Annotated in this window: 19 protein-coding genes; 9 read left to right on the forward strand and 10 right to left on the reverse strand. The window is 44.5% G+C overall.

All coding sequences use genetic code 11. The features are described from left to right. The first annotated feature begins 268 nt into the window (after positions 1–268). The 4 genes from napG to R7P36_RS07255 all read left to right on the forward strand — a co-directional run bounded on the left by napG (position 269) and on the right by R7P36_RS07255 (position 3,762). On the forward strand, positions 269–1,039 hold the full coding sequence (gene napG / locus R7P36_RS07240; RefSeq protein WP_005383947.1) for a ferredoxin-type protein NapG: 771 nt from the start codon (positions 269–271) through the stop codon (positions 1,037–1,039). Continuing rightward, positions 1,039–1,893, forward strand: coding sequence for a quinol dehydrogenase ferredoxin subunit NapH (napH, locus tag R7P36_RS07245; RefSeq protein ID WP_318122083.1), 855 nt, complete (start codon positions 1,039–1,041; stop codon positions 1,891–1,893). Before napG ends, napH begins: the two co-directional genes overlap by 1 nt. A gap of 199 nt (positions 1,894–2,092) precedes the next feature. Next, entirely contained in the window at positions 2,093–3,274 is a 1,182-nt protein-coding gene (locus R7P36_RS07250; protein WP_005375129.1) for an MFS transporter, read from the forward strand. 206 nt (positions 3,275–3,480) lie between these two features. Next, positions 3,481–3,762 carry a YrhK family protein gene (locus R7P36_RS07255; RefSeq protein ID WP_025768568.1) on the forward strand — a complete coding sequence of 94 codons (282 nt, stop codon included), beginning with the start codon at positions 3,481–3,483 and terminating at the stop codon, positions 3,760–3,762. Positions 3,763–3,884: 122 nt separating this feature from the next. Here the strand turns inward: R7P36_RS07255 and R7P36_RS07260 are convergent, their stop codons facing one another. The 9 genes from R7P36_RS07260 to deoD form a co-directional block, all read right to left on the reverse strand. Next, positions 3,885–4,724 (reverse strand): energy-coupling factor transporter transmembrane component T family protein, encoded by an 840-nt coding sequence (locus tag R7P36_RS07260; RefSeq protein WP_213899105.1) that lies wholly within the window; start codon positions 4,722–4,724, stop codon positions 3,885–3,887. Next, positions 4,721–6,460 carry an ABC transporter ATP-binding protein gene (locus R7P36_RS07265; protein WP_149191632.1) on the reverse strand — a complete coding sequence of 580 codons (1,740 nt, stop codon included), beginning with the start codon at positions 6,458–6,460 and terminating at the stop codon, positions 4,721–4,723. Before R7P36_RS07265 ends, R7P36_RS07260 begins: the two co-directional genes overlap by 4 nt. Before the next feature lie 6 nt (positions 6,461–6,466). Then, positions 6,467–7,015 (reverse strand): ECF-type riboflavin transporter substrate-binding protein, encoded by a 549-nt coding sequence (locus tag R7P36_RS07270; protein WP_005375133.1) that lies wholly within the window; start codon positions 7,013–7,015, stop codon positions 6,467–6,469. Positions 7,016–7,350: 335 nt separating this feature from the next. Continuing rightward, positions 7,351–8,481 (reverse strand): HlyD family secretion protein, encoded by a 1,131-nt coding sequence (locus tag R7P36_RS07275; protein ID WP_005375134.1) that lies wholly within the window; start codon positions 8,479–8,481, stop codon positions 7,351–7,353. Continuing rightward, the gene (locus R7P36_RS07280; RefSeq protein ID WP_005375135.1) at positions 8,481–8,861 is read right to left on the reverse strand and encodes a DUF3302 domain-containing protein; all 381 of its coding nucleotides are present in this window, start codon (positions 8,859–8,861) and stop codon (positions 8,481–8,483) included. The genes R7P36_RS07275 and R7P36_RS07280 overlap by 1 nt, the downstream gene beginning before the upstream one ends. Before the next feature lie 244 nt (positions 8,862–9,105). Beyond that, positions 9,106–10,689 carry a GGDEF domain-containing protein gene (locus tag R7P36_RS07285; protein WP_115386795.1) on the reverse strand — a complete coding sequence of 528 codons (1,584 nt, stop codon included), beginning with the start codon at positions 10,687–10,689 and terminating at the stop codon, positions 9,106–9,108. Next, entirely contained in the window at positions 10,673–12,157 is a 1,485-nt protein-coding gene (locus R7P36_RS07290) for a hypothetical protein (protein ID WP_213899106.1), read from the reverse strand. The genes R7P36_RS07285 and R7P36_RS07290 overlap by 17 nt, the downstream gene beginning before the upstream one ends. A gap of 166 nt (positions 12,158–12,323) precedes the next feature. Then, the gene (locus R7P36_RS07295; protein WP_206959044.1) at positions 12,324–13,793 is read right to left on the reverse strand and encodes an IS1 family transposase; all 1,470 of its coding nucleotides are present in this window, start codon (positions 13,791–13,793) and stop codon (positions 12,324–12,326) included. A gap of 70 nt (positions 13,794–13,863) precedes the next feature. Continuing rightward, positions 13,864–14,574: a purine-nucleoside phosphorylase gene (deoD, locus tag R7P36_RS07300; RefSeq protein WP_005375140.1), complete on the reverse strand. Its 711-nt coding sequence runs from the start codon at positions 14,572–14,574 to the stop codon at positions 13,864–13,866. 398 nt (positions 14,575–14,972) lie between these two features. Here deoD and R7P36_RS07305 point away from each other — a divergent pair, with 398 nt between their 5' ends. Genes R7P36_RS07305 through R7P36_RS07320 form a run of 4 tightly spaced genes read left to right on the forward strand, consistent with a single transcriptional unit; the run spans position 14,973 to position 19,084 of the window. Beyond that, positions 14,973–15,923 carry a YbgA family protein gene (locus R7P36_RS07305; protein ID WP_005375141.1) on the forward strand — a complete coding sequence of 317 codons (951 nt, stop codon included), beginning with the start codon at positions 14,973–14,975 and terminating at the stop codon, positions 15,921–15,923. Then, a complete protein-coding gene (locus R7P36_RS07310; RefSeq protein WP_005375142.1) occupies positions 15,913–16,713 on the forward strand; it encodes a MerR family transcriptional regulator in 801 nt (266 codons plus the stop codon). Before R7P36_RS07305 ends, R7P36_RS07310 begins: the two co-directional genes overlap by 11 nt. 22 nt (positions 16,714–16,735) lie before the next feature. Continuing rightward, complete coding sequence (phrB, locus tag R7P36_RS07315; RefSeq protein ID WP_005375143.1) at positions 16,736–18,151, forward strand: deoxyribodipyrimidine photo-lyase; 1,416 nt, start codon at positions 16,736–16,738, stop codon at positions 18,149–18,151. Between the two features lie 6 nt (positions 18,152–18,157). After that, positions 18,158–19,084, forward strand: coding sequence for a L,D-transpeptidase family protein (locus R7P36_RS07320; protein ID WP_005375144.1), 927 nt, complete (start codon positions 18,158–18,160; stop codon positions 19,082–19,084). A 26-nt stretch (positions 19,085–19,110) separates the two neighbouring features. On the opposite strand, the gene R7P36_RS07325 is transcribed toward R7P36_RS07320, so the two are convergent. After that, entirely contained in the window at positions 19,111–19,365 is a 255-nt protein-coding gene (locus R7P36_RS07325; RefSeq protein ID WP_005375145.1) for an Lpp/OprI family alanine-zipper lipoprotein, read from the reverse strand. Between the two features lie 550 nt (positions 19,366–19,915). Here R7P36_RS07325 and R7P36_RS07330 point away from each other — a divergent pair. Beyond that, a complete protein-coding gene (locus tag R7P36_RS07330) occupies positions 19,916–21,259 on the forward strand; it encodes a DEAD/DEAH box helicase (RefSeq protein ID WP_031778885.1) in 1,344 nt (447 codons plus the stop codon). Positions 21,260–21,582 lie beyond the last annotated feature (323 nt).

Consider the following 21,582-nt stretch of genomic DNA (forward strand, 5'->3'; position numbering starts at 1 on the left):
TTTTTAGTAGTGATTTATCATCGAATTGAGCGAGTAGATTGCAAAGGTGTTGAATTATTGTACTGAGAATGGCGCGTACTGCAGAGTATCGTGGTGAATTTCATGTCGCAGTAAATAAACGCATTTAGTCAAACTGTGACGACGGCACTGTGCGTCAGTTGACTTGAATCAATAGAGGATGGGGTTACCTCCTATGAGGTATAGGGAAACGACACGTTTAGGGCTATTTATGCTTAACTTGATAAGGGAGTTTTGTTGAGGAAATAGCATGAAATCCTCTCAGTCTAAAATATCGCAAAGTCGGCGCCGATTTTTGCGTGATACAGCTCGGACTGCGGCTGGTGTTGGCGCAGCTGCGTGTGTATTGGGCTTACAATCGCTACAAAGCCAAGCTCGAGAAACCAAAGGTGTGCCTATTCGTCCGCCAGGTGCATTGCCGGAAGGCGATTTCGAATCAGCTTGTATTCGATGTGGCTTGTGTGTTCAGGCATGCCCTTACGATACCCTGAAACTTGCGACATTACTTTCACCCGTCGCGACTGGCTCTCCTTACTTTACTGCGCGCGATATTCCCTGCGAAATGTGCGAAGACATTCCTTGTGTGGTGGCTTGCCCGAGTGGGGCGCTGGATCCGAAACTAACCGATATTGATGATGCTCGAATGGGTACAGCGGTTCTTATTGACCATGAAACTTGCCTTAACTGGCAAGGGTTACGATGCGATGTTTGTTATCGCGTTTGTCCGCTGATTGATGAAGCCATCACGTTAGAGATGGTTCACAACGACCGAACCGGCTATCACGCCAAACTTATCCCTACAGTGAATTCTGAAGTGTGTACCGGATGTGGTAAGTGTGAACAAGCGTGCGTGTTGGATGTCGCTGCTATTAAAGTTGTCCCGACGGATTTGGCGAAAGGCAAAGTGGGCAGCCACTACAATTTTGGTTGGAAAGAGATCGACAAACCACTCGAAAATATCCTCCCTAGTGAGACGCCTGTGCCGGAAGGTGCGCTTGAATCGCTAAAAGGAGGTAAGTAATGGCAAAGAATTTAGCTCAAAATGCTGGCAAAGAAGCGCTTGAAAAGCTTGGTTGGTGGCGCGCGCATCGGTTTTTGATTTTACGTCGGCTATGTCAGTTCACCATCATTGCGCTATTTATGGCTGGGCCGACGCTGGGAATTCTAACTGGTAATCTGTCATCAAGTATGTTGCTCGATACCGTGCCGTTAAGTGACCCGTTAATTGTGCTTCAAGCTTTGGCGACAGGGCATGTTCCGGAGTTTAATGCGTTGTTAGGCGTAGTGATTGTCGTGGTGTTTTACGCGATTTTGGCGCCGCGCGCATTTTGTGCTTGGGTGTGCCCGTTGAACATCGTGACAGACTTGGCGGCGTGGTTGCGTCGAAAGCTCAACATTAAAGCGAGCTATCGTTGGTCTCCCGTGATTCGTTATTGGCTGATCCCTGTTTTGATGTTGGGCAGTGCGCTGTCTGGCGCAATTCTTTGGACATGGTTAGATCCAGTGGCGGCACTGCATCGCGGGTTGGCGTTTGGTATGGGCGCAGGTTGGGTGTTGATCGCCCTGGTGTTCGTGTTGGATTTACTCTTGGTTGAGCATGGGTGGTGTGGGCACTTATGTCCACTGGGGGCTACCTATGGCGTGATAGGCCGAAAAAGCCTGTTGCGCGTTACTGCTGTTCGCCGCGAAGGTTGCACCAAATGCATGGATTGCTTTTACGTTTGCCCAGAACCAGAAGTGCTTCGGCAGCCTTTGAAAGAGGGAGATCGTCGAGTTATGGATCAAAACTGCATTAGCTGTGGCCGTTGTTTGGATGTGTGTCCAGAACATGTGTTTGAATTTAAAAATCGCCTATCAGTAAAAGTCATTGATTAAGCCACTGAGCACATTTACTCATGCTTTAGTTCTCTTGATACTTGAACATCGCGCTTAGCCAAGGAATTGAGTGCGATGTTTATCTTCATAACAATATTCCTCAGCCATATCAGCTTGCTCTGGGTTGAAAATAATAATGATATTGCGAATTTGTTACATTTAAAGCTATGATGATGCCTTCATATTTAAAGGAAACATCATGACTACCTCATCGCACGGCTGGAGAACGCCGCAAAATTTCCTCCTGTTAATTTCCATTATCGTGCCCATTGCTTTTTCTACCTGGATGGCGTTGTTGAACAACTTTGTTATCGAGAAAGCAAACTTTGATGGTGCTGACATAGGCCTATTGCAAAGTGTGCGCGAAATTCCGGGTTTTTTGGCCTTTACCGCCGTGTTTGTATTGCTGTTTATCCGAGAGCAACGCTTTATGCTCGTCTCTTTGGCGATGCTTACGCTTGGTACGGCATTAACAGGTTATTTTCCCACTTTGTACGGTCTACTTTTTACAACCTTGTTAATGTCCACCGGCTTCCATTACTTTGAAACACTCAAGCAGTCTTTGTCTTTACAATGGCTATCTAAAGAAGAAGCGCCAGAAATGCTGGGTAAGTTTATTTCTGTTGGAGCTTTGGCTTCTCTGTTTACCTACGGCGCCATTTGGGTTTCGCTCGAACAGCTCAAACTTGATTTTAAAACGGTCTATTTAATGGCTGGTGGTTTAGGTTTTGTGCTCATTTTGGTGATGGCATTTGCCTTCCCACAATTTAAGACAAAAGTGCCTCAGAACAAGAAGCTCATCCTGCGTAAACGTTACTGGTTATACTATGCGCTTACGTTTATGAGTGGAGCACGCCGTCAAATTTTTACGGTGTTCGCTGGTTTCTTGATGGTAGAGAAGTTTGGTTACTCCGCCGCAGATATTACGTTGTTGTTCCTGATTAACTATGTCTTTAACTTCTTGTTTGCGAAGCGAATAGGCCGTTTTATCGGCGTTGTTGGTGAGCGCAAAGCGTTGATGTTTGAATACGTCGGTTTGATCTTCGTGTTCGTCGGGTACGGTTTGGTGCAAACGGCAGAGTGGGCGGCAGCATTGTATGTTGTCGATCATCTATTTTTCGCGTTAGCGCTTGCGATTAAAACCTACTTCCAGAAAATTGCCGATCCTGCCGATATGGCGTCGACCGCAGGCGTTGCGTTTACGATTAACCATATTGCTGCAGTTGTAATACCTGTTACGTTTGGTGTCATCTGGCTTGTTTCACCTGCGAGCGTATTTTACATCGGCGCTGGTATGGCAGCAGTGAGCTTGCTGTTGTCACTCAATATTCCAGCGAAGCCGGAAGAAGGCAACGAAACTCGCTTGTTGAAGTGGAGTTAAGTTGGTACTCACTATCTAATCATTAAAGCGAATACCTGTAATTAGACTCGCTAAAAAGGGTGCTTATGCGCCCTTTTCTTTTTATTGCAAATAGATAATCCCTCCAATGGTTGTCAATGCATGCCACGTCCGTTAGGGTTTAGAACTAAGTATTTCGAAATAACTTGGGCATAACTGACGCGAAACAATAAGAGGGGAGCTATACAGTGCAGATACATGGCAGAGAGTTGGATTTAGATCTAGGAAGCCGTCACATCGTTATTCAGCGCCGCTATGAGGCGTTAGGTGCTGCAAACGACCTACTCATTGCTATTTGGTTTTTAATTGGTAGCTTTTTCTTTTTGAATGATTCGTTGATTGAAAGTGGTACTTGGCTTTTCATTGTAGGCAGTGCGCAGTTGATCATTAAGCCCCTGATAAAACTGATGAGTTTAGTTCATGTTGGTCGTTTGAATAAGCAACTTTCTGGCACATCAGCGAGCCGCTGAAATTACCGCTTCTTTTGAATACTTGCAAGCAAGAAGCCAACAGGCGAGTTATCGAGGGGAAAGACGGAAGATAACGTGGTCACAACACTAACCACGTTATGTTCAGTTTGAAGCTTCAGAATTTAAAACGGATACCAGAACAGTTGTGTGTCCATCACACGCTTGCTTATCGCAGCAATCACTATCACCGCAATTACCGCCATGCAGATCATATCGGCTTTGGTCAGTGGTTTTAAGCTGTACCAAGTGCGAGAGGAGTGGCGGCCAAAACCACGTAGCGTCATCGCGTTTGAGATTTGATCGGCTCTGTCCAAACTAGAGAAAATCAGAGGGCCAAGAATCTTCACCACGTTCTTCATACGAGTGAGCAACGGAGCCTTCTTACTCAGTTCTACTCCGCGTGCTTGTTGCGCGTGCATGATGTTAACAAAGTCCTTTTTCACTTCCGGCAAGTAGCGCAGCGTTAAGCTCACAGCATAGGCGATTTTGTAAGGCACACCTAAACGGTTCAAGCTGGCTGAAAACTCTGTCGGATGAGTGGTAAATACAAACACCAACGCGATTGGGAACATGCTGAAGTACTTCAACGTCACTGTTACTAGGTAAAACAATGTCTCTTGAGTGAGCGAGTAATTACCGGGTAACGAGAGTAAAACCGTTGATGAGCTCATGAACTCAGTACCTTGTTGCGGTGCTAACGCGAACATAAACAGGGCATTGATCAGTAATACCGTGCCAGTACCGAATAACAGCGGTTTGTAGACATGAAAGGGCACTTTGGTCATTTTCAGTAAGCCTAAACCAAGCACGATCAACAGCGCGATGATTCGCAAGTCAAATGTGGTCAACACCACCGTTACCCAAGCAATGAAAAGCAAGAACTTAGTAATGCCATTCAACTTATGAAGTGGTGATTGGGTATCGATGTAGTTGATACCAAACTTCATCTTATTGTCTTTCATGCCACCGCTTTCTCTAGTTGGTTTACGTCGTCGCTTTTTTGTTGGCGGTGCGCTTTTTCTACATTGATAAAGTGCTGCATAAAGCCATTGGTGTCTTCGATGCCAACTTTTGTAGCCAACTCAAACAGACTTGTTGTGGTGAGGTTTGCTTGGTCTAGTAGCTCTGGACTGCTGAATACCTGCGTCATTGGTGCATCCGCGACTAATTTACTGTCTGCAATCACGATAGAGCGCGTGGTGTATTCCAGCACTAAATGCATGTCATGAGAGATGATCATCACGGTTACGCCCAACTCGCGATTGAGCTTTTCGATGAAACTCAGCATAGACGTGTAGTTTCGATAGTCCTGACCTGCCGTCGGTTCATCAAGGATCAGAAGCTCTGGTTCCAATACCAAAATTGACGCAATGGTTACGCGCTTTTTCTGGCCATAACTCAATGCTTCGATTGGCCAGTGACGGTATTTGCTCAAACCGCACAGCTCAAGGACTTCAAGTACTTTAGCTTCGATTTGTTTCTCTTCAACGCCACGATTACGGAGGCCGAAGGCCACTTCGTCGAAAATCATGTGATGGGAAATCATGTGATTCGGGTTTTGCATCACCACGCCCACTTTCTGGCTGCGCTCGAAGATGGTCAGTTCGTTAAGATCTTGACCATTCATACTCATTGAGCCGCTATCCGCTTCAATAACGCCCATAATCAGTTTGGTGATGGTCGATTTACCCGAGCCATTTTTACCAAGTACAGAGACAAACTCGCCACGCTTGATGTCAAAACTCACGTCTTCTAACGCGTTTTTCTCACCGTCGTAAGAATAGGTGAGGCCACGGACTTCAAACAAAGTCTCGGCTGGCGTTTTAGGTGGTTGTGCTGTTGAACCATCAAACCATGCTTGTACTGCCGGTTTATATTGCTCCAACGGTAAGGTAGTTAAACTAGAAGGTTTTGCATCGTCCTCAATCGCGCAGCCTGCTTCTTTCAGTGCTGAAATATAAAGCGGTTCGCGGATGCCGTAATCTTCTAGCAGAGGCGACGCTAAAATTTCATCTGGCGTTGTATCGGCAATGATTTCGCCGCTTTCCATCAAGATAATACGGTCAACTGAGCGATGCAGAACGTCTTCAAGACGATGCTCAATGATTACGATGGTTTTGCCCGTTTCGCGGTGTAGATCATCGATGATCTCGATGGTTTTTTTTCCCGTTTTAGGGTCAAGCGCAGCTAGTGGTTCATCAAACAAAAGGATATCGACATCATCGACGAGAATGCCCGCCAAAGAAACACGCTGTTTCTGCCCGCCAGATAAATCGTGGGGTGAGCGTTCTAGCATCTGTTCCAAGTCGACCATTTTGGCCGTGGCTTTGACCAATGGGTACATGTCGATATTTGAAGTTAGCTGGTTCTCCAGCGCAAATGCAATGTCTTCGCCAATGCTCAAACCGACAAATTGGCTGTCCGTATCTTGCAGTACGGTGCCAACTTGCTCAGTGTATTGGTGCATGTCGAAAGGGGCGGTGTCTTGACCATTGATGGTCAATGTTCCACTGGTTTCCCCTTTGATTGCGTGTGGGATCAGTCCGTTAAGACATTGCCCAAGGGTAGATTTACCACTACCACTTGGACCGATAATGACGATTTTCTCTCCTTTCTCTATCCTTAGATTGATATTTTTTAGCGTCGGTTTGTCCAGCGACTCATATCTAAAAGAGAAGTTAGAAAATTCGATTGTCATTCGACATTAAGCCTCTGTTAAGTTACGGCTTTGCTTGTTACGTTTAGCGACAGATTTAAGAATGAAGAAGCCAACAATAGCAATAAGAATGGTGTTACCGATCGCGATAATAGAAAGCTGGGTAAACACTTTAGTGAACGGTTCTGCGTATAAAATCGTGTCGAGGAATGCAGAGCAACCGTAACCAAATACGTTGCCTAATAGCGCAAGTACTACGAATAACGCGAAGTCTTTCATATTGAAATCACCTTTCTCCAAACGGTAGCGCGTTAGAGAAGGGAATAGACCGATAATCAAACCAACAATACCTGAACCAAGTACCCAAGTGAGCCATACGCCCCAACCTGCAAATAGGTCAGTAACCCAGTGACCAATAAAACCAACCAAGAAGCCAACAAGTGGTCCAAATAGTACTGAGAACAATGCTAATACTGCCATTGCTGGTTTTAGCGTTGTGTTTGCAAACACAGGGATGCCAAACATAGGTAAGCCGCCGATACCGTAAAGAGCAGCACCGATTGCAATAACCACAACAGTTTTAGCGGAAAGATTCATAGATAACCTCAGTTCAATAGTCGATTTTAAAGAACGTTTAATTGTTTTGTCGGAAAGCGTTAGTTATTTGATTGTGTAACATATATTCAAAACAACCAAGCTGCTTATTGTTTGCTCTATTTTTCTTCAGGAAATGTGTGATTTGATTCACGCATCCCTTTGACTGGCTTTGGTTTTAGCAAGCATTAAAAATAAGGCGCGCATTATACAGAATATTAATAAAAGTGGGAATGCTATCTATCTGGATGGCTAGAATGAATCAGGGGCTGATCGTCAGCCCCTGATTACACTGTTTGATGTTATTTTTACCGATAAATGAATGCGCTATATGTTCATTAATGGTCGAGGTATAAATAGTTCTGCCAGCTCTTCATACGAATAAGAACTTTGCGCATCACTGATACGTGAGTAAAGCTGTCTGAATAAACTGCAACTTCAACCGCAGTACCCATTGGTAGGTGGTATCCACTCAAGTCGTCGGTAATTTTCAGCTTCGCAAAAACACGTCCGCTCGTGCGCAAGGCATCAGTCCCAAGCAGAGCGCCTCGCGCTTGAATTTGGCTTTCACCAATGGCTGGAATCACGTCAATGACTTCGCCACGGAACACTTTGCCCGGAATTGCGCGGAACATAAATTCTGCTTCAAAGCCTGGCTTCAAGCGTTGTAATGAGTTCTGTCTGAATGCCGCGGTGTACGTAATGTCTTCGGTATGTACGAAGGTCATTGCCGGGGCAAGTGGCAACGGCACAGCCATAACACCAGGACGCAAAGCCAATTGCGTAACGTAACCATCGGTTGGCGCACGAACGACGGTTTGCTCTAGGTTAAACTCTGCTTTACGCAGCTCGGCAAGAAGTTGCGCGACTTGGGTATTTTCGCCTCCGATTTCAGAGTCCAGAGCGATTTGCGCTTGTTCTTGTTGCAAAATCGCAACGTCTAACATGGCTTCTGCCGCTTTATACGCTTGGCGTCGAGTATCCAAATCTTGTTCAGTAAACGCGCCACGATCAAAGCCCCTTTGATATCGGCTGAATTCCCTTTGTGCTTTATCTCTGTCCGCTTGCGCTTTCAATACAGCAGCTTCTGCCTCTCTTAGATCCGACTCTAAGCCCAACGCACCTTGGCTTGCTTCTTTGACTTTCGCTTCCAGGCGAGCAACTTCTGCTTCAAAAGGCACAGGATCGATTTTGAAAAGAATATCGCCCGTTTTGAGCGGTTGGTTGGCCTGGACTGGCACTTCCACCACGCGGCCACGCACGCCAGAGACGATAGGCGTAGTCGGGAACACTTGGTTACCCAATTGAGTAAATGGGTGGTTGTAGTTCATAAGCAGCACGAGTGTGCCCACTAACACTACGCCGCCAAGTACGGCGGTTGGAACGGTCCATTTGTTTAGAGGAATATTGAAAATTTTAAAAATGGCAATACAAAGAGCTGCGTAAGTCAGAATCAGCAATAAGTCCATTATTCGTCCTCTTTACTTTGTTCAGGCAAAGGCTTTTGCTGAATCTTTTGTTGTTTCAACATCGATACTTCGTTTTTGAGTTCGTTGACTTCATCGATGAGTTCTTCAAGGCGGTGATGAATGTCGTGTGTTTCTTGTTCTAGTTGTTTAAAACCCCAGCCGCGTTCCTTGCGCCATAATGTTGCCCAGATCCATAAAAATGGCCACAGCGCATGCAAAGTGAAAAGGCTGACCCAGCCAGCGTAGTGAATTGCGTCTTGGTGCGGGTGCTCTCTCTCTTTGGCGATTTCATATGGAATATCATGAATGACAATGATTCCGTAAAAGATCACTAAAGCAACGAAGATGAGTAACCCAAGTGCAAAATAGTCTAGAAACATCTTACCTACCTGTGCTTATTGCGAAATGGAAAATCTACGTAAATTAACAATTTAAGTATTTGTCTTAACTACAGATGAATCAAGCGGTTTTTATGTAGGAATTATGTTTATGCGATGTAAGTATCCACTGATGTTTATTGGCAGTTAAGGTGTTGCTGAGTACTTATTTAAACAAACAGTGAAGTGATAGAGGAAGGATAAGTAAAAAGTATAACAAAGCCCCAGATGTCAACCGGGGCATGGTTTAAAGTTCGGTACAGACTTGGTTTCTGCCATTGGCTTTGGCGCGATAAAGAGCTTTGTCTGCACGATAAAAAGTTCGCTGAGTATTCTCGCCTTCTCGATGCAAGGTAATCCCTATGGATACGGTCAGCCCCCGTTCACCAAGAATATCGTCCCAACCATATTGATAAATCCGTTCACGATAATTCTCGGCATGCATTTCTGCGCGTTCCAGTTGGGTATTCTCAAGGATCACGAGGAACTCTTCACCACCAAATCGTACGCACGATGCGCCTTTAAATCTGAAGTAGGACGCCAGTTCCTGTGACACACTTTTGATCGCTTTGTCGCCCACCAAGTGGCTTAGTTCGTCATTGATGGATTTGAAGTGATCGATATCGATGACCATCAATGCAAATGCAGTATCGTGCAGAAGTAGATCTTTTAGTTTAACTTCTAACCAGCGTCGGTTGTGTAAAGACGTAAGTGGATCGGTAAAGACGTCCTGCTGTAGCTGAGCAACAGTATTTTTATGCTGCTTGGTGGTTTCTTTTAGTTCTTTGTTTTCTAGCTCTGACAAAATGAGTTTGAGTTGTAACTCAAAGCGTGAAAGTCGGCGTAGTTGAGCAGACCCTAACTCACCGATCGGAATATGTTTTACAAGATCAGATTCGATTCTATGCGCTTTTTTTTCACAATTTAATGCTTCTTGATACAACCCTTGAGAGGCGTAAACTTGACTCATCGCGTTATAAAAATGCTGAGTAACGATAGGAGATAGCTGCTTTTGAATCCTTTTACTGATGGAGTCCAACGTTAAATTAGCTAAAGAAGTGTGCCCTACACCGTTTAGACAATACGCAGTCTCAATTTTGACCATCGTGGATAACCAGTATGTAGTGGCACTACCCGTTGTATACTGAACATTCGAAATAGCCAGCAACGCATTGGGGTAGTCTTCTTGCAGACGATGTAATTTGGCTCGGTAGAGGTGAATTTGCGCGGCGAGGTTTTTATCACTGACGAGAATGCTCAGTTCTTCACATTCACTCAGCAACTCTTTGGCGTCTGCGGTACGGTTTAAGCTGATATAACATGCAAGCATGTACAGCTTGTAACGAAGGCGTAGGGATCGACTGCCAATAGCGTGATCGATAGCATCTATTTTTTGATAATAACGTAATGCACGTTGGTGATCCCCATAGGCATCGCACAAATTACCCATTCCAATAATGGCCAATACGTACTCATCAATATAGCCGTACTCGACGGCGATATTGGTTGAAGCAACATACTCGGTTAATGCCGCATTGTAGTCACCTAATTCAACTAAACGCTCACTCAAGCTTGCTTTCACAGAAAGAATATCTTCCACATCTTCTGGTAAAACAAGCAACTCAAGGGCTTGTTTCAATTCACTAATGCTGTCGTTGAGCTGTTTGATCTCTCTTCGATACTCGGCGCTAATGATATAGCAATGCGCTTTCTCACGGTTTGTTGACGCAATATGTAACCCTATGTGTTCCCATAGCGTAATCGCTTCTTCACCTGAAACGGAAGAAGGATCGATACCTGCGTCAGTCACCTTGCTAAGCAGTTGTTCCATTCTTCATTACCTCAATATAACTTTCTTCGAGCTGTTCTAACGTGAATGGGAAGGTCAGGATATCTTGCAAATACAGTATCGGTTTCGGGCCTTTGATTCCGCGTCGCTTCCATGGATAGATGTCTAACATCGCTTGGACAGTGCGGTAGACCTCTTCTGCTGCTTGACCTTTTTCTGCAATTAACATTGCTAGCCTGTTACTGGAAATTCTCGAGATGAGGTCGCTGGAGGTTGTCAATGCATGAACGAGCTCGGTACAAACATCGAGAACTTCGGGGTTTGAATGCTGAATCATAATGATGGCGTGGTTAGAGCGTTTGAGCTCCGTTTTAAACAAAACTAACTGTTCCCACCAGTAGGTCTCAGAAACGACATTAGAGAACTGTTTTTCAGGGTCGTATTCGTGTTGAGAGCGAATATGATTGATCAGCTTACGTGCTCGCTGCTCTAGTTGGCGTTTAGAGCCTCTTGCTTTATCCATGCTGATTCGATGAGTTTGTTCTTTGAGCATTTTGAGTGCGTGCTTACGGTATTTCTTGAACGCGTTAAACGCAGACTCAAAGTCACCTTGTTCTTCAGCGACTCGTGATTGTTGGAAGCAAATTTGGCTGAGTAGCTCACCGTGGTCGAAACTGAGTGCAGACTCTTCTGCTGCAAGTAGCAACTTGGCAGCGCTGTCTGTATTTTGGCGCAAAAGCTCAAGTCTTGCTCGGCTAATAAAAGAGTGTGCTTTCATCCAAACGAGGTCATGCTCAATGGCAAGCTGGTGGGCTTTTTGGGTGGCTTCTTCGGCCGCATCAAGGCGTTCTAGTCCAAGCAGTGCTAACCCTTTAAAGTCCCAGATCTCGGCTTGCCACGTACTATCATCATGATCTTTTAATACTTCGGTTGCTCCATCCAGTACCGTAAGCATCTCGACAAACTTATTTAGTAAGTAATAGTCCCAAGCTAATAGGATGCGCGCTTTGCCTTCTAACCGAGCAATACGAACATTGTTTGCCACTTTAACGGCTAACTCATGAGTTGAAGCGGCAAGTTGGTGTTCATTAGTGATGCGCCATACATTACCAAGCCCAATTAGAGATTCGATTTGAATTTCAACATCATCAACAAGAGCAGATTGTTCGAGCGCATTAATCCAATATTGTTGCGCGGAATAATACTTTGCTTGGCCCCAATATTGGAGTGCAAAAAGATGGAGAATTTCCGGGAGATGATCGTCGGTTTCAAGCTGTGTTTGTTTGCTGTAAGCGTCTTTGACGAGTTTTAAGCCTTGTCGGTAATCCATTAGGCACCAACAGCATTGCGCCATGATGAGTAAGGCTTTGATCTCTCCGTCCACAAATAAAATTTGTTCCGCGCGGATACGATATTGCTGCGCAATATTAAAGGTATGTTTAGGGGCCGATTTTATTTGGCCTTTAAGCTTAGTGAGATCATCTTCTAGCTGAATTTGGTTTTTATCCAACGTTCACATCCATGACTATCGAACTGGAAATCACACCTAATATTAAGTGGTTAGATGCATGTTTCTTTACCAAAGCGATGCGGATAACGTTTTGGTAAACGATCAGGGGCCGTAATGTATACCGTTACAACCCCTAATTACTACATCTAAATTACCAATAGAATAGCTACGATAGGAGCTGTTTGATTGTCAAAGGTGCATCAGAGACTTCTAACCTTTGTGCAGCGGTAAGACCTTGTTTATCCTGATAGCACAAATTATGCCAAGCTCTGAATATATCTAAAAGAGGTAAAATACCAGCAGGTCGTAATTTGCGACGTGGCTCGTTAATGAAGCTTTCGAAAAGAATCTGAAAGCGGTTTTGATAAAACTTCACATGACGAGTTGTCGCAACGTTAAACCATTTTTCGGGCTCATTTTGATCGCCAGCGAGGTAGCAAATGCCTTTGTGGTTTTCGTTTTGACTAGAGATTGCCCAACGATCGCGCCACCAACTCATATAGGCGATATCGACTTTGCCAAAGGGAGTGCTCATGTCCCAACTAGCGTCCTCTTCTACGTACATCAAGTCGACACTTTTCTCTTTAATACGAGGTAAACAAACGCTCAGTGCAGCTGAACGTAGTAGGGGATCTTGAGGCATGTATAGAGATACACGTTTGTTTGGGCAGCACATATCAAGTACGTGCAAATAGTGTGCATATGAGGTGTATGGTGGACGGACTAATGCCCCTTTTGAAGGGTAATGAAATACAGATAGATTACCAAGAGGGTCTTCTACGTTACCGCGAGCCAAAATTGTTTGGTATTTTTGGTCAATTCGCTCTCTGAGGTGATGAGAAGGTTCCGCAAGCGGCTCACTTGCTTCCGCTACGTACTCCTGGGAAACAAAACGAGACACCTCATCGTAAGGGTTATGATCGAGCGTTGCGATTGGCTCTTCATCAGCGGAATAATTGACGTGCTGGCAAAGAATATAGCCAGAATGCGCTTCGCCAGAAACAATCCAATACACACCGTTATTGCTGTTCGGTTGCAATGCAATATAGTTTGAGGCCAATTCATAATGCGTTGCGTGGTTTACCCAGCGCGCATCAATGGTTGCCAGCTTACGGCGGCAGCGGCTAGCTATATGGTCAACATGATCGTAAAAGGTTTTTGGGTTAATACTAAGCTTGCGGCAGATTTCTCGTACTGAATATCCCGTAAACAACAAGCCCATCAAGTTCTCTTGAAATTGAAGCTTCTTGTTGGCACCAGACCACTTGTCGACAAAGGTACTTTGACACACTTTACAGCGGTAACGTTGGCGATCGCCACTGTAACCGAAAGCGTGATAGAGGTGTTTGTGAGTGTGGACAGAAAGTCCAAAGTTGTTGCAATCATCATTACGGCAAGCAGGCAACCCGTCACTGTGGACGTGCCGCAGGCGATGAAGTTCGTTCACGACATCGCGATTATTAAGTAAGGGGGGGAAAGCTCCACATTCACGGCATACCATCGCCGGACGCTTAGGGTTCGCATGTTGCAGAACGTAACGCTTTGCATCACTCAATCCAAAGTTGTCACACGCCAATGTTTTACAAAAGTTGAGTTGTAACCCATCTGCGTCTTTTGGCAGTTCGCCGTTAGACACAATCGCCCCCTCGGGATAATTCGGGCAGCCAGCATAACTCTGGCTGCAAATTATTACTTACTATTTGTTCTTAGATGTTGATTGCAGTTTCTAGTGCAACTTTCATCATGTCGTTGAACGACTTCTGACGCTCTTCTGAGCTTAGTTTTTCACCACGGATGATGTGGTCAGAAACTGTCAGGATAGTCAGTGCTTTCGCGCCTAGGTCAGCTGCTACGCCGTAGATACCAGCCGCTTCCATGTCTACACCTAGGATGCCTAGTTTTTCCATCTTCTCGAAGATGTCTGCTTCTGGTGTGTAGAACAGGTCTGCAGAGAATACGTTACCTACTTTTACAGGCACTTCCTGAGCGCGCGCTTGGTTAACGGCTTCTTCTAGAAGACCGTAATCAGCGATTGCTGCGAAATCGTGGTTGTTGAAACGGATACGGTTAACTTTAGAGTCTGTAGAAGCACCCATACCGATAACAACGTCCATTAGTTTCACGTCGTCACGTACTGCACCACAGCTACCTACACGGATAACGTTTTTCACGCCGTATTCAGCGATTAGCTCGTGTACGTAGATACAGCAAGACGGGATACCCATGCCGTGGCCCATTACAGAAACTTTTTTGCCTTTATAAGTGCCAGTAAAGCCGAACATGTTGCGAACGTCACAAACTTGTTTCACATCTTCTAGGAACGTTTCAGCGATGTATTTAGCGCGCAACGGGTCGCCTGGCATTAGAACTGTTTCAGCGAAATCACCTGGTTGTGCGTTAATGTGTGGGGTTGCCATAAGTGCTCTCCAAAGTTTTGTTTTGATAAAACGCCTCTATTATAGAACGCTATTACCAATTCTGTTGAACTTGTTCGTTTTCGTTGAGGCAATAATATCGGGACGTACAGTGGCCCCTTGAGAGCTTAGTCACAAAAACCACGCATTTAGAAACTGCAATTACTATTGATAACCAAATCTGTTGAAATCAAAAGAGCAATCGATTTGCTTTTGAGCAGTTTGTCGATTGCGCGCACAAATTCTTTGTTTTTGGGCCAAACTTTTTTCTGACAGCTGGTTGATCGAAATACTTTCGAGTGAAGTAAAACGATTAAATTGTACAACTTATTTTCTTGTACAATCTGGAAAGGCTTGCTATAAGTTATACAACAAAACTTTTTGTATAGGGATGCGTCATCATGGAATCTTCAATCAAAGTAGGTATCAGTTCGTGTGTTTTGGGTGAACGAGTGCGTTTTGACTCTGGTCATAAGGTGAGCAACTTTGTGACTAAAGAGCTCAGCCCGTATTTTGACTTTGTTTCGGTATGCCCTGAAGTCGGCGTAGGTATGCCAGTACCCCGTCCAACAATTCGTCTTGTTTCTAATGAAGAGCGTGTTGCATTGGTTGAAACCAAAAATCCAGAAAATGATCATACCGACAATATGCTCACTTACTCGGCCAATAAAGTAGATGAACTTCAAAGCGAGCAGCTTTGTGGTTACATCGTTTGTGCCAAGTCACCAACTTGTGGCATGGAGCGAGTCAAGGTTTACAGCAAGAACAGTGCTGCGAAAGAAGGTGTTGGCTTGTATACACAAACATTGATGCAAAAAATGCCTTGGTTGCCTGTTGAAGAGGATGGCAGACTTAACGACCCTGTATTGAAAGAAAATTTTATTACTCGAGTATTTTGTCTAAATGACTTTTACGACTCGATGGATGGTGAGCCTACTCGTGGCAAAATCATCGACTTTCATTCGCGCTACAAACTGACGTTAATGGCACACCACCCAGAGTCATACCGATCCCTTGGCCGCTTAGTTGCCGATGTCGCTAATTATGAAATTGAAGACTTTTACCAAGAGTATCGTTTAGGACTGATGAAGGCGTTAACGAATCGGGCTAGCCGCAAAAATAACACAAATGTGTTGATGCATTTACAAGGGTACTTCAAACGCTCACTAACTAAAGAAGAAAAAGAAGAGTTAGCGACAGTGATTCACGACTACCGTATTGGAATGCTGCCTCTGCTAGCACCACTTACGTTGATTAAGCATTACTTAAATACTTACCCAGACGAGTATTTAGCAAAACAGAAGTTTTTAGAACCGTATCCGCAGGAGATGAGATTACGCTATGGTTTGTAGTTCAGAAGAAAAACTATACGCGATCCGAGATGTCGCAGAAATCACGGGTGTAAAACCAGTTACGCTGAGAGCTTGGCAACGAAGATACAACTTGATCCAGCCTCAGCGAACTGAAAAAGGACACAGACTCTATCGCCAGCAAGATCTCGATACGATTCGCGAAGTCCAGAGTTGGCTCGCGAAGGGGATTTCGATTGGTAAAGTTAAGGGGTTGCTAGGAAAAAGCGCCGATGTCGAAGTCAAAAACGAGGTTCGCACACTCGAAGAAGTTGAAAACATGCTGCTTGCGCTGTCTACCCTGAATCGAGGAAAAGCAGAGAGTTTACTTGCCTCTGTTCTTAAAGAGTACCCACTAAAACTCGTTATTGATCAGTTTATTAGCCCAGTATTTGATGCGCTAGATATGGTAAAAGGATCGTTGCGATCCTTGCAGGTGGGGTTATTTCAGACTTGTTTAATCACTCGACTTGCCCTTGTTATCGATTCTGAAAACAAAGCCGCTTCCAAAGGAAAGTGTCTGCTCATTAGCTTTGAACAAAACAGAGAATCTGAGAGTTGGATTCAAGCAGCGAAGCTTTGTGAACAAGGGTATCACACGACTTTGATCGATAAGGTTGATGATGTTTCTGGTCTACTAGATCACGAGGTCATTGAAAATGGTTCGTTTATCTACCTTTTCTCCAATAAAGCACTAGCTGCTAAACAAGTAGCGTCCATCAAAATGCTTCACGCACAGCTAGGTGATCGGATGGGGTGCTCTGAAGTGATAGAGAAATTACACCTAACTTAGTAGACAAAAGATAGGAGCTACCATGATTTTAGTATGGTTTCGACGTGACTTACGTACGTTAGACCACACGGCACTCAAAGCGGCATTGGATTCAGGTCATCCTGTCGTCGCTTGCTTTATCGCGACGCCAGAGCAGTGGCGGGAGCATCACATGGCGCCGATGCAGGCAGACCTCATTGCTCGTCGCTTAGCTTGTCTTAACGAGGAGCTTGAAAGCCTTAATATTCCCTTTTTGTACAAAGAGGTGCCGTCGTTTTCCGATTGTACAGATGTGATTAGTGGGTGGGCGGAAACACTTGAAGCCACGTCTGTCATGGCAAACATTCACTATGAGGTGAACGAACGAGAGCTCGATACACAAGTAAGTGAAGCGTTAGCTTCTCACGATATCGAATTTGAACTGTTTCATGACAAATGTGTGCACGCGCCAACGACGGTTCTTAATAAGCAAGGCGAATATTTTAAGGTGTTTACGCCATTCAAGCGTGCTTGGTTAACGCAGTTCCATATGCCGACGGTAGTAAAACCTCACGAGCAAGCGCCACTCAATAAAAAGGTACTCGAACAATTAGAGTCGGCTCGATTTAATTCAAGCTTCACATTTAGCTATCCTCGAGAATCCAGTGAAGACTGGCTGGCTTCGACTAATGATATTTTGAAGCAGCTTAGGGAATTTGCACGGGAGCGCAGTGACGCGTATCAAAGCGAGCGAGACTTTCCAGCTATTGATGGCACTAGCCAACTGTCTCCATACCTTGCGATTGGCGCGCTATCACCAAGGCAGTGTATTGCTCGTTTGTATGCTGAAAATCAACAAAATGACCTTACAGAAGGGAAAGCAACTTGGTTAAGTGAGATCATTTGGCGTGAGTTTTATCAGCACCTATTGGTTTTCGAACCAAAACTCGTCAAAGGCAAAGGATTTATCGATTGGGAGGATAAAATCCAGTGGTCCTATGATGAGAAAGCCTTTGAGCGATGGAAGACAGGAACAACAGGATACCCAATCGTTGATGCAGCAATGCGTCAGCTCAATCAAACAGGCTGGATGCACAACCGATTACGTATGATTGTCGCGAGCTTTCTTACCAAGGACTTACATATTGATTGGCGATGGGGAGAAGCGTACTTCATGAGTAAGCTGGTGGACGGCGATTTTGCAGCGAACAATGGTGGCTGGCAATGGTCTGCTTCTACGGGTTGTGACGGGCAGCCATACTTTCGTATTTTCAACCCGATAAGCCAAGGCGAAAAGTTCGATGCTAATGGTGAATTTGTGCGCCACTGGGTACCAGAAATCAAAAGTGTACCGAACAAATACATCCATAAACCTTGGACTTGGGAGGGCTTTTCTTTACTGGAATATCACAAGCCGATGGTTGATCACAAGACAGAAAGAGAGATAACCTTACAGCTCTTTAAAAGTGCCAAGGAATAGAGTGAAATGCTTAGCAAAAAGCGATCAATGAGTTTCGCAAAACGTACCCTGCTATCTGTGTCGTTATCTTTAGTGAGTGGTCTATCATTCGCTAAGATGTACGAATTACCAGAGGATGGAAGCCGTTTAATTGGTCGCCTTGAAAACCACGTCGTGCAAGAAGGCGAAACCATGGCAAATATCGCTAAGCTCTACGATGTGGGTATGCTAGGTTTAATGGCCGCAAACAAAGGCGTGGATCCCTTCTTACCAGAAGAGGGGCATGTTCTTACTATTCCGACACAGCTAATCCTCCCAGACGTACCTTATAAAGGTATCGTTATTAATCTAGCCGAGCTGCGCTTATATTACTTTCCGAAAGGAGAGAATATTGTCCATGTATTTCCTGTCGGAATTGGCCGAATAGGGCGCGATACCCCAGTAATGACAACGCGTATCAGCCAAAAACGACCGAACCCTACATGGACTCCTCCAGCCTCTATTCGTGCCGAGTACAAAGCAAAGGGCATTGACCTACCAGCCGTTGTTCCTGCGGGGCCTGATAATCCACTTGGTATGTTTGCATTGCGTTTAGCTTACGGGAATGGCGAATACCTAATTCATGGTACCAACAAGGACTTTGGGATTGGTATGCGAGTCAGCGCGGGTTGTATTCGTATGGACCCAAGTGACATTGAGTGGTTATTTGACAAGGTTCGTAACGGCGAAGACGTTAACATCATTAACCAGCCTATCAAAATGACACTTGAGCCTGACAGAAGTGTGTTCTTAGAAGCACATGAGCCTTTGACTCGTAGTAATGGCGAGAAAGATGAACTGAAAGTGCCGAAAGAGTTAAAGTGGTGGTTGGATGAATTCGGTATGAAAAACGTGAAGGCTAAAGCAGCAATCGCTGCACAGAATGGGGTTCCTATCGAAATAACCGCGCCTTAACGGGCGTTAAGACGCGGTATTAAATCTTACTTAGTGTAAGACTGAGCGATGTTATCGATACGCTCGTTAGCACGCTCAGCTTCTTCTTGAGCAGCCATTGCTGCTGCGCCTGATTTTTGAACGTCAGATTGAAGAGCTTGTACGTCTTGGCTTAGTTGGCTAACTTGGTTGCTTAGTTCGTCTAATTTTGCTGCATTTGCTGTAGCTGCGTCATCAGAAGAAGCACAACCGGCTAGTAGAAGTACTGAAGTTGCTGCAGCTGCGATCAACGTTTTGTTCATATAAGAACTCCTTGCTTATAGTGAAAGTCTCGCCACTAACTATTATTTTATACAGTAGCGAGGTTAAATGTGGTTACATTTTATCAGTACATGATGTAGCAAAAGTCAAAAAAACCCAAGAATTTCATGGAGTACCTGACGTCAACTTTTACCTGAACTTAACAAAGTTTAACTACCTATCCTTTATTTCGTTCTCACAACAGTTTTCATAGCAGGTGTATTTGCCACGTTCCTGATATCAATAATTTAGACGATATTGACACAAATGAAAGTTTATTGGCCCAAATAACTGCTATTTAAGTCGTTTTGTTGATGGATAGAAGGCATATTTGAACGGCTTTTCTCTAAACTTCCTGTCCAGCTGCTCATCAAAAAGGCTAGTCTTTACTCTGAACTGAGCCACAAATGATGTTTTACCGTTACCACAGGGAATTAGTTTGTGTGATCTCTATCTATACTCCTATGATTTGCGGTATTATACCGAGCTTTATTTTTTTGCTGCGTTAGAGCGGAAACGACACTACAGAGCGCTCAGACGCTGACTGATTTATTGGAGAATACTTTGCAATTTAAAGATCTAGGCCTAGACAACCGATTGTTGAAGAACCTAAAACACTACGATTTTAAAAAAGCGACTGACATTCAGCAGCAGGCGATTCCTGTTGCGATTGCAGGCAAGGATCTATTGGCATCTTCGAAAACAGGTTCGGGCAAGACTTTGGCGTTTGTATTGCCAATGCTTCATAAGTCTTTAAAGACAAAATCGTTTTCTGCGAAAGACCCTCGCGCGGTAATCCTTGCTCCTACTCGTGAGCTAGCGAAACAAGTATATGGTGAGCTTCGTTCTATGCTAGCTGGCCTATCTTATGAAGCAGCACTGATTTTGGGTGGTGAGAACTTTAACGATCAGGTAAAAGCTCTGCGTCGTTACCCGAAATTTATCGTGGCGACACCAGGACGTTTGGCTGATCACTTAGAGCACCGTTCGCTTTATCTGGATGGTTTGGAAACGCTAATTCTGGACGAAGCAGACCGTATGTTGGATTTGGGCTTTGCACCAGAGCTTCGTCGCATTCATAAAGCAGCCAAGCATCGTCGTCGTCAAACGTTGATGTTCTCTGCGACATTAGATCATGCAGACGTCAATGAAATCGCGGCTGAAATGCTCAATGCGCCAAAGCGAATTGCTATCGGCGTTTCTAACGAAGAACATAAAGATATCACGCAAAAATTTTACTTGTGTGATCACCTAGATCATAAAGAGGCAATTTTAGATCGTGTTCTTTCTGAGGCTGAATACCGTCAAGTTATTATCTTTACGGCAACGCGTGATGATACTGAGCGACTAACAGAAAAGCTGAACGAAAAGAAACTGAAGGCTGTAGCACTAAGTGGTAACTTGAACCAGACTCAACGTAACACCATTATGAGTCAGTTTGAGCGCGCAGTATTTAAGATCCTTGTAACGACTGATGTTGCTTCCCGCGGTTTGGATATTGCAACTGTGACACACGTCATCAACTTCGATATGCCAAAGCATACCGAAGAATACGTACACCGAGTTGGTCGTACTGGTCGTGCTGGAAACAAAGGGGATGCAATCTCTCTTGTTGGTCCAAAAGACTGGGATAGCTTTAAACGTGTAGAAGCATACCTACAACAAGATCTTGAGTTTTCAGTGTTCGAAGATTTGAAAGGTAAGTTTAAAGGCCTTAAGCCACCTAAACCAGATTTCCGCAATAAGAAAGCGACCGCAAAGAAAGCTCGCCCTCAAGCGAAAAAATCGGCGAAAAAACCAGCTAAGCGTGACAAGAGCTTCTACAAAAACGTATCTGTGGGTGATGATGTCTTCATCCCTAAGAAAAAACCAGCGGCACCGAGCTCTGAAGAGTAAAAGCTGCTGTAGTTTCCCACGGATTTTAGTTCTTAAAAATCCGAGTGTTCGCACTCGGATTTTTTATGTCTGTCGCTAGGTGAAATAGCGTTTTTCCATACTCACTCGTTTGTCAGCTTTTATATTTGTCTGGTTGTATATAAACAGCATAGAACGCTAATTTAGAAAGTTATTAAGTTTTATTACCTCGGTCAAAGCAAACGTTTTTCCTCACACACTAGATAAAAATCTCACATGATTATGAAAATGATAATTGATCTCATTTTTATTTAAGGGCAGAATACGCGCCATTGTATTAATCCTATAAATGAATTCGCTCTCTA

Origin of the sequence: Vibrio sp. 397, assembly GCF_033339395.1 — a bacterium.
GTDB classification, from domain to species: domain Bacteria; phylum Pseudomonadota; class Gammaproteobacteria; order Enterobacterales; family Vibrionaceae; genus Vibrio; species Vibrio alginolyticus.

Coding starts and splice junctions, on each gene's coding strand:
- napG (WP_005383947.1), top strand. CDS start 269: ATGAAATCCTCTCAGTCTAAAATATCGCAAAGTCGGCGCCGATTTTTG.
- napH (WP_318122083.1), top strand. CDS start 1,039: ATGGCAAAGAATTTAGCTCAAAATGCTGGCAAAGAAGCGCTTGAAAAG.
- R7P36_RS07250 (WP_005375129.1), top strand. CDS start 2,093: ATGACTACCTCATCGCACGGCTGGAGAACGCCGCAAAATTTCCTCCTG.
- R7P36_RS07260 (WP_213899105.1), bottom strand. CDS start 4,724: ATGAAAGACAATAAGATGAAGTTTGGTATCAACTACATCGATACCCAA.
- R7P36_RS07265 (WP_149191632.1), bottom strand. CDS start 6,460: ATGACAATCGAATTTTCTAACTTCTCTTTTAGATATGAGTCGCTGGAC.
- R7P36_RS07270 (WP_005375133.1), bottom strand. CDS start 7,015: ATGAATCTTTCCGCTAAAACTGTTGTGGTTATTGCAATCGGTGCTGCT.
- R7P36_RS07275 (WP_005375134.1), bottom strand. CDS start 8,481: ATGGACTTATTGCTGATTCTGACTTACGCAGCTCTTTGTATTGCCATT.
- R7P36_RS07280 (WP_005375135.1), bottom strand. CDS start 8,861: ATGTTTCTAGACTATTTTGCACTTGGGTTACTCATCTTCGTTGCTTTA.
- R7P36_RS07285 (WP_115386795.1), bottom strand. CDS start 10,689: ATGGAACAACTGCTTAGCAAGGTGACTGACGCAGGTATCGATCCTTCT.
- deoD (WP_005375140.1), bottom strand. CDS start 14,574: ATGGCAACCCCACACATTAACGCACAACCAGGTGATTTCGCTGAAACA.
- R7P36_RS07305 (WP_005375141.1), top strand. CDS start 14,973: ATGGAATCTTCAATCAAAGTAGGTATCAGTTCGTGTGTTTTGGGTGAA.
- R7P36_RS07310 (WP_005375142.1), top strand. CDS start 15,913: ATGGTTTGTAGTTCAGAAGAAAAACTATACGCGATCCGAGATGTCGCA.
- phrB (WP_005375143.1), top strand. CDS start 16,736: ATGATTTTAGTATGGTTTCGACGTGACTTACGTACGTTAGACCACACG.
- R7P36_RS07320 (WP_005375144.1), top strand. CDS start 18,158: ATGCTTAGCAAAAAGCGATCAATGAGTTTCGCAAAACGTACCCTGCTA.
- R7P36_RS07325 (WP_005375145.1), bottom strand. CDS start 19,365: ATGAACAAAACGTTGATCGCAGCTGCAGCAACTTCAGTACTTCTACTA.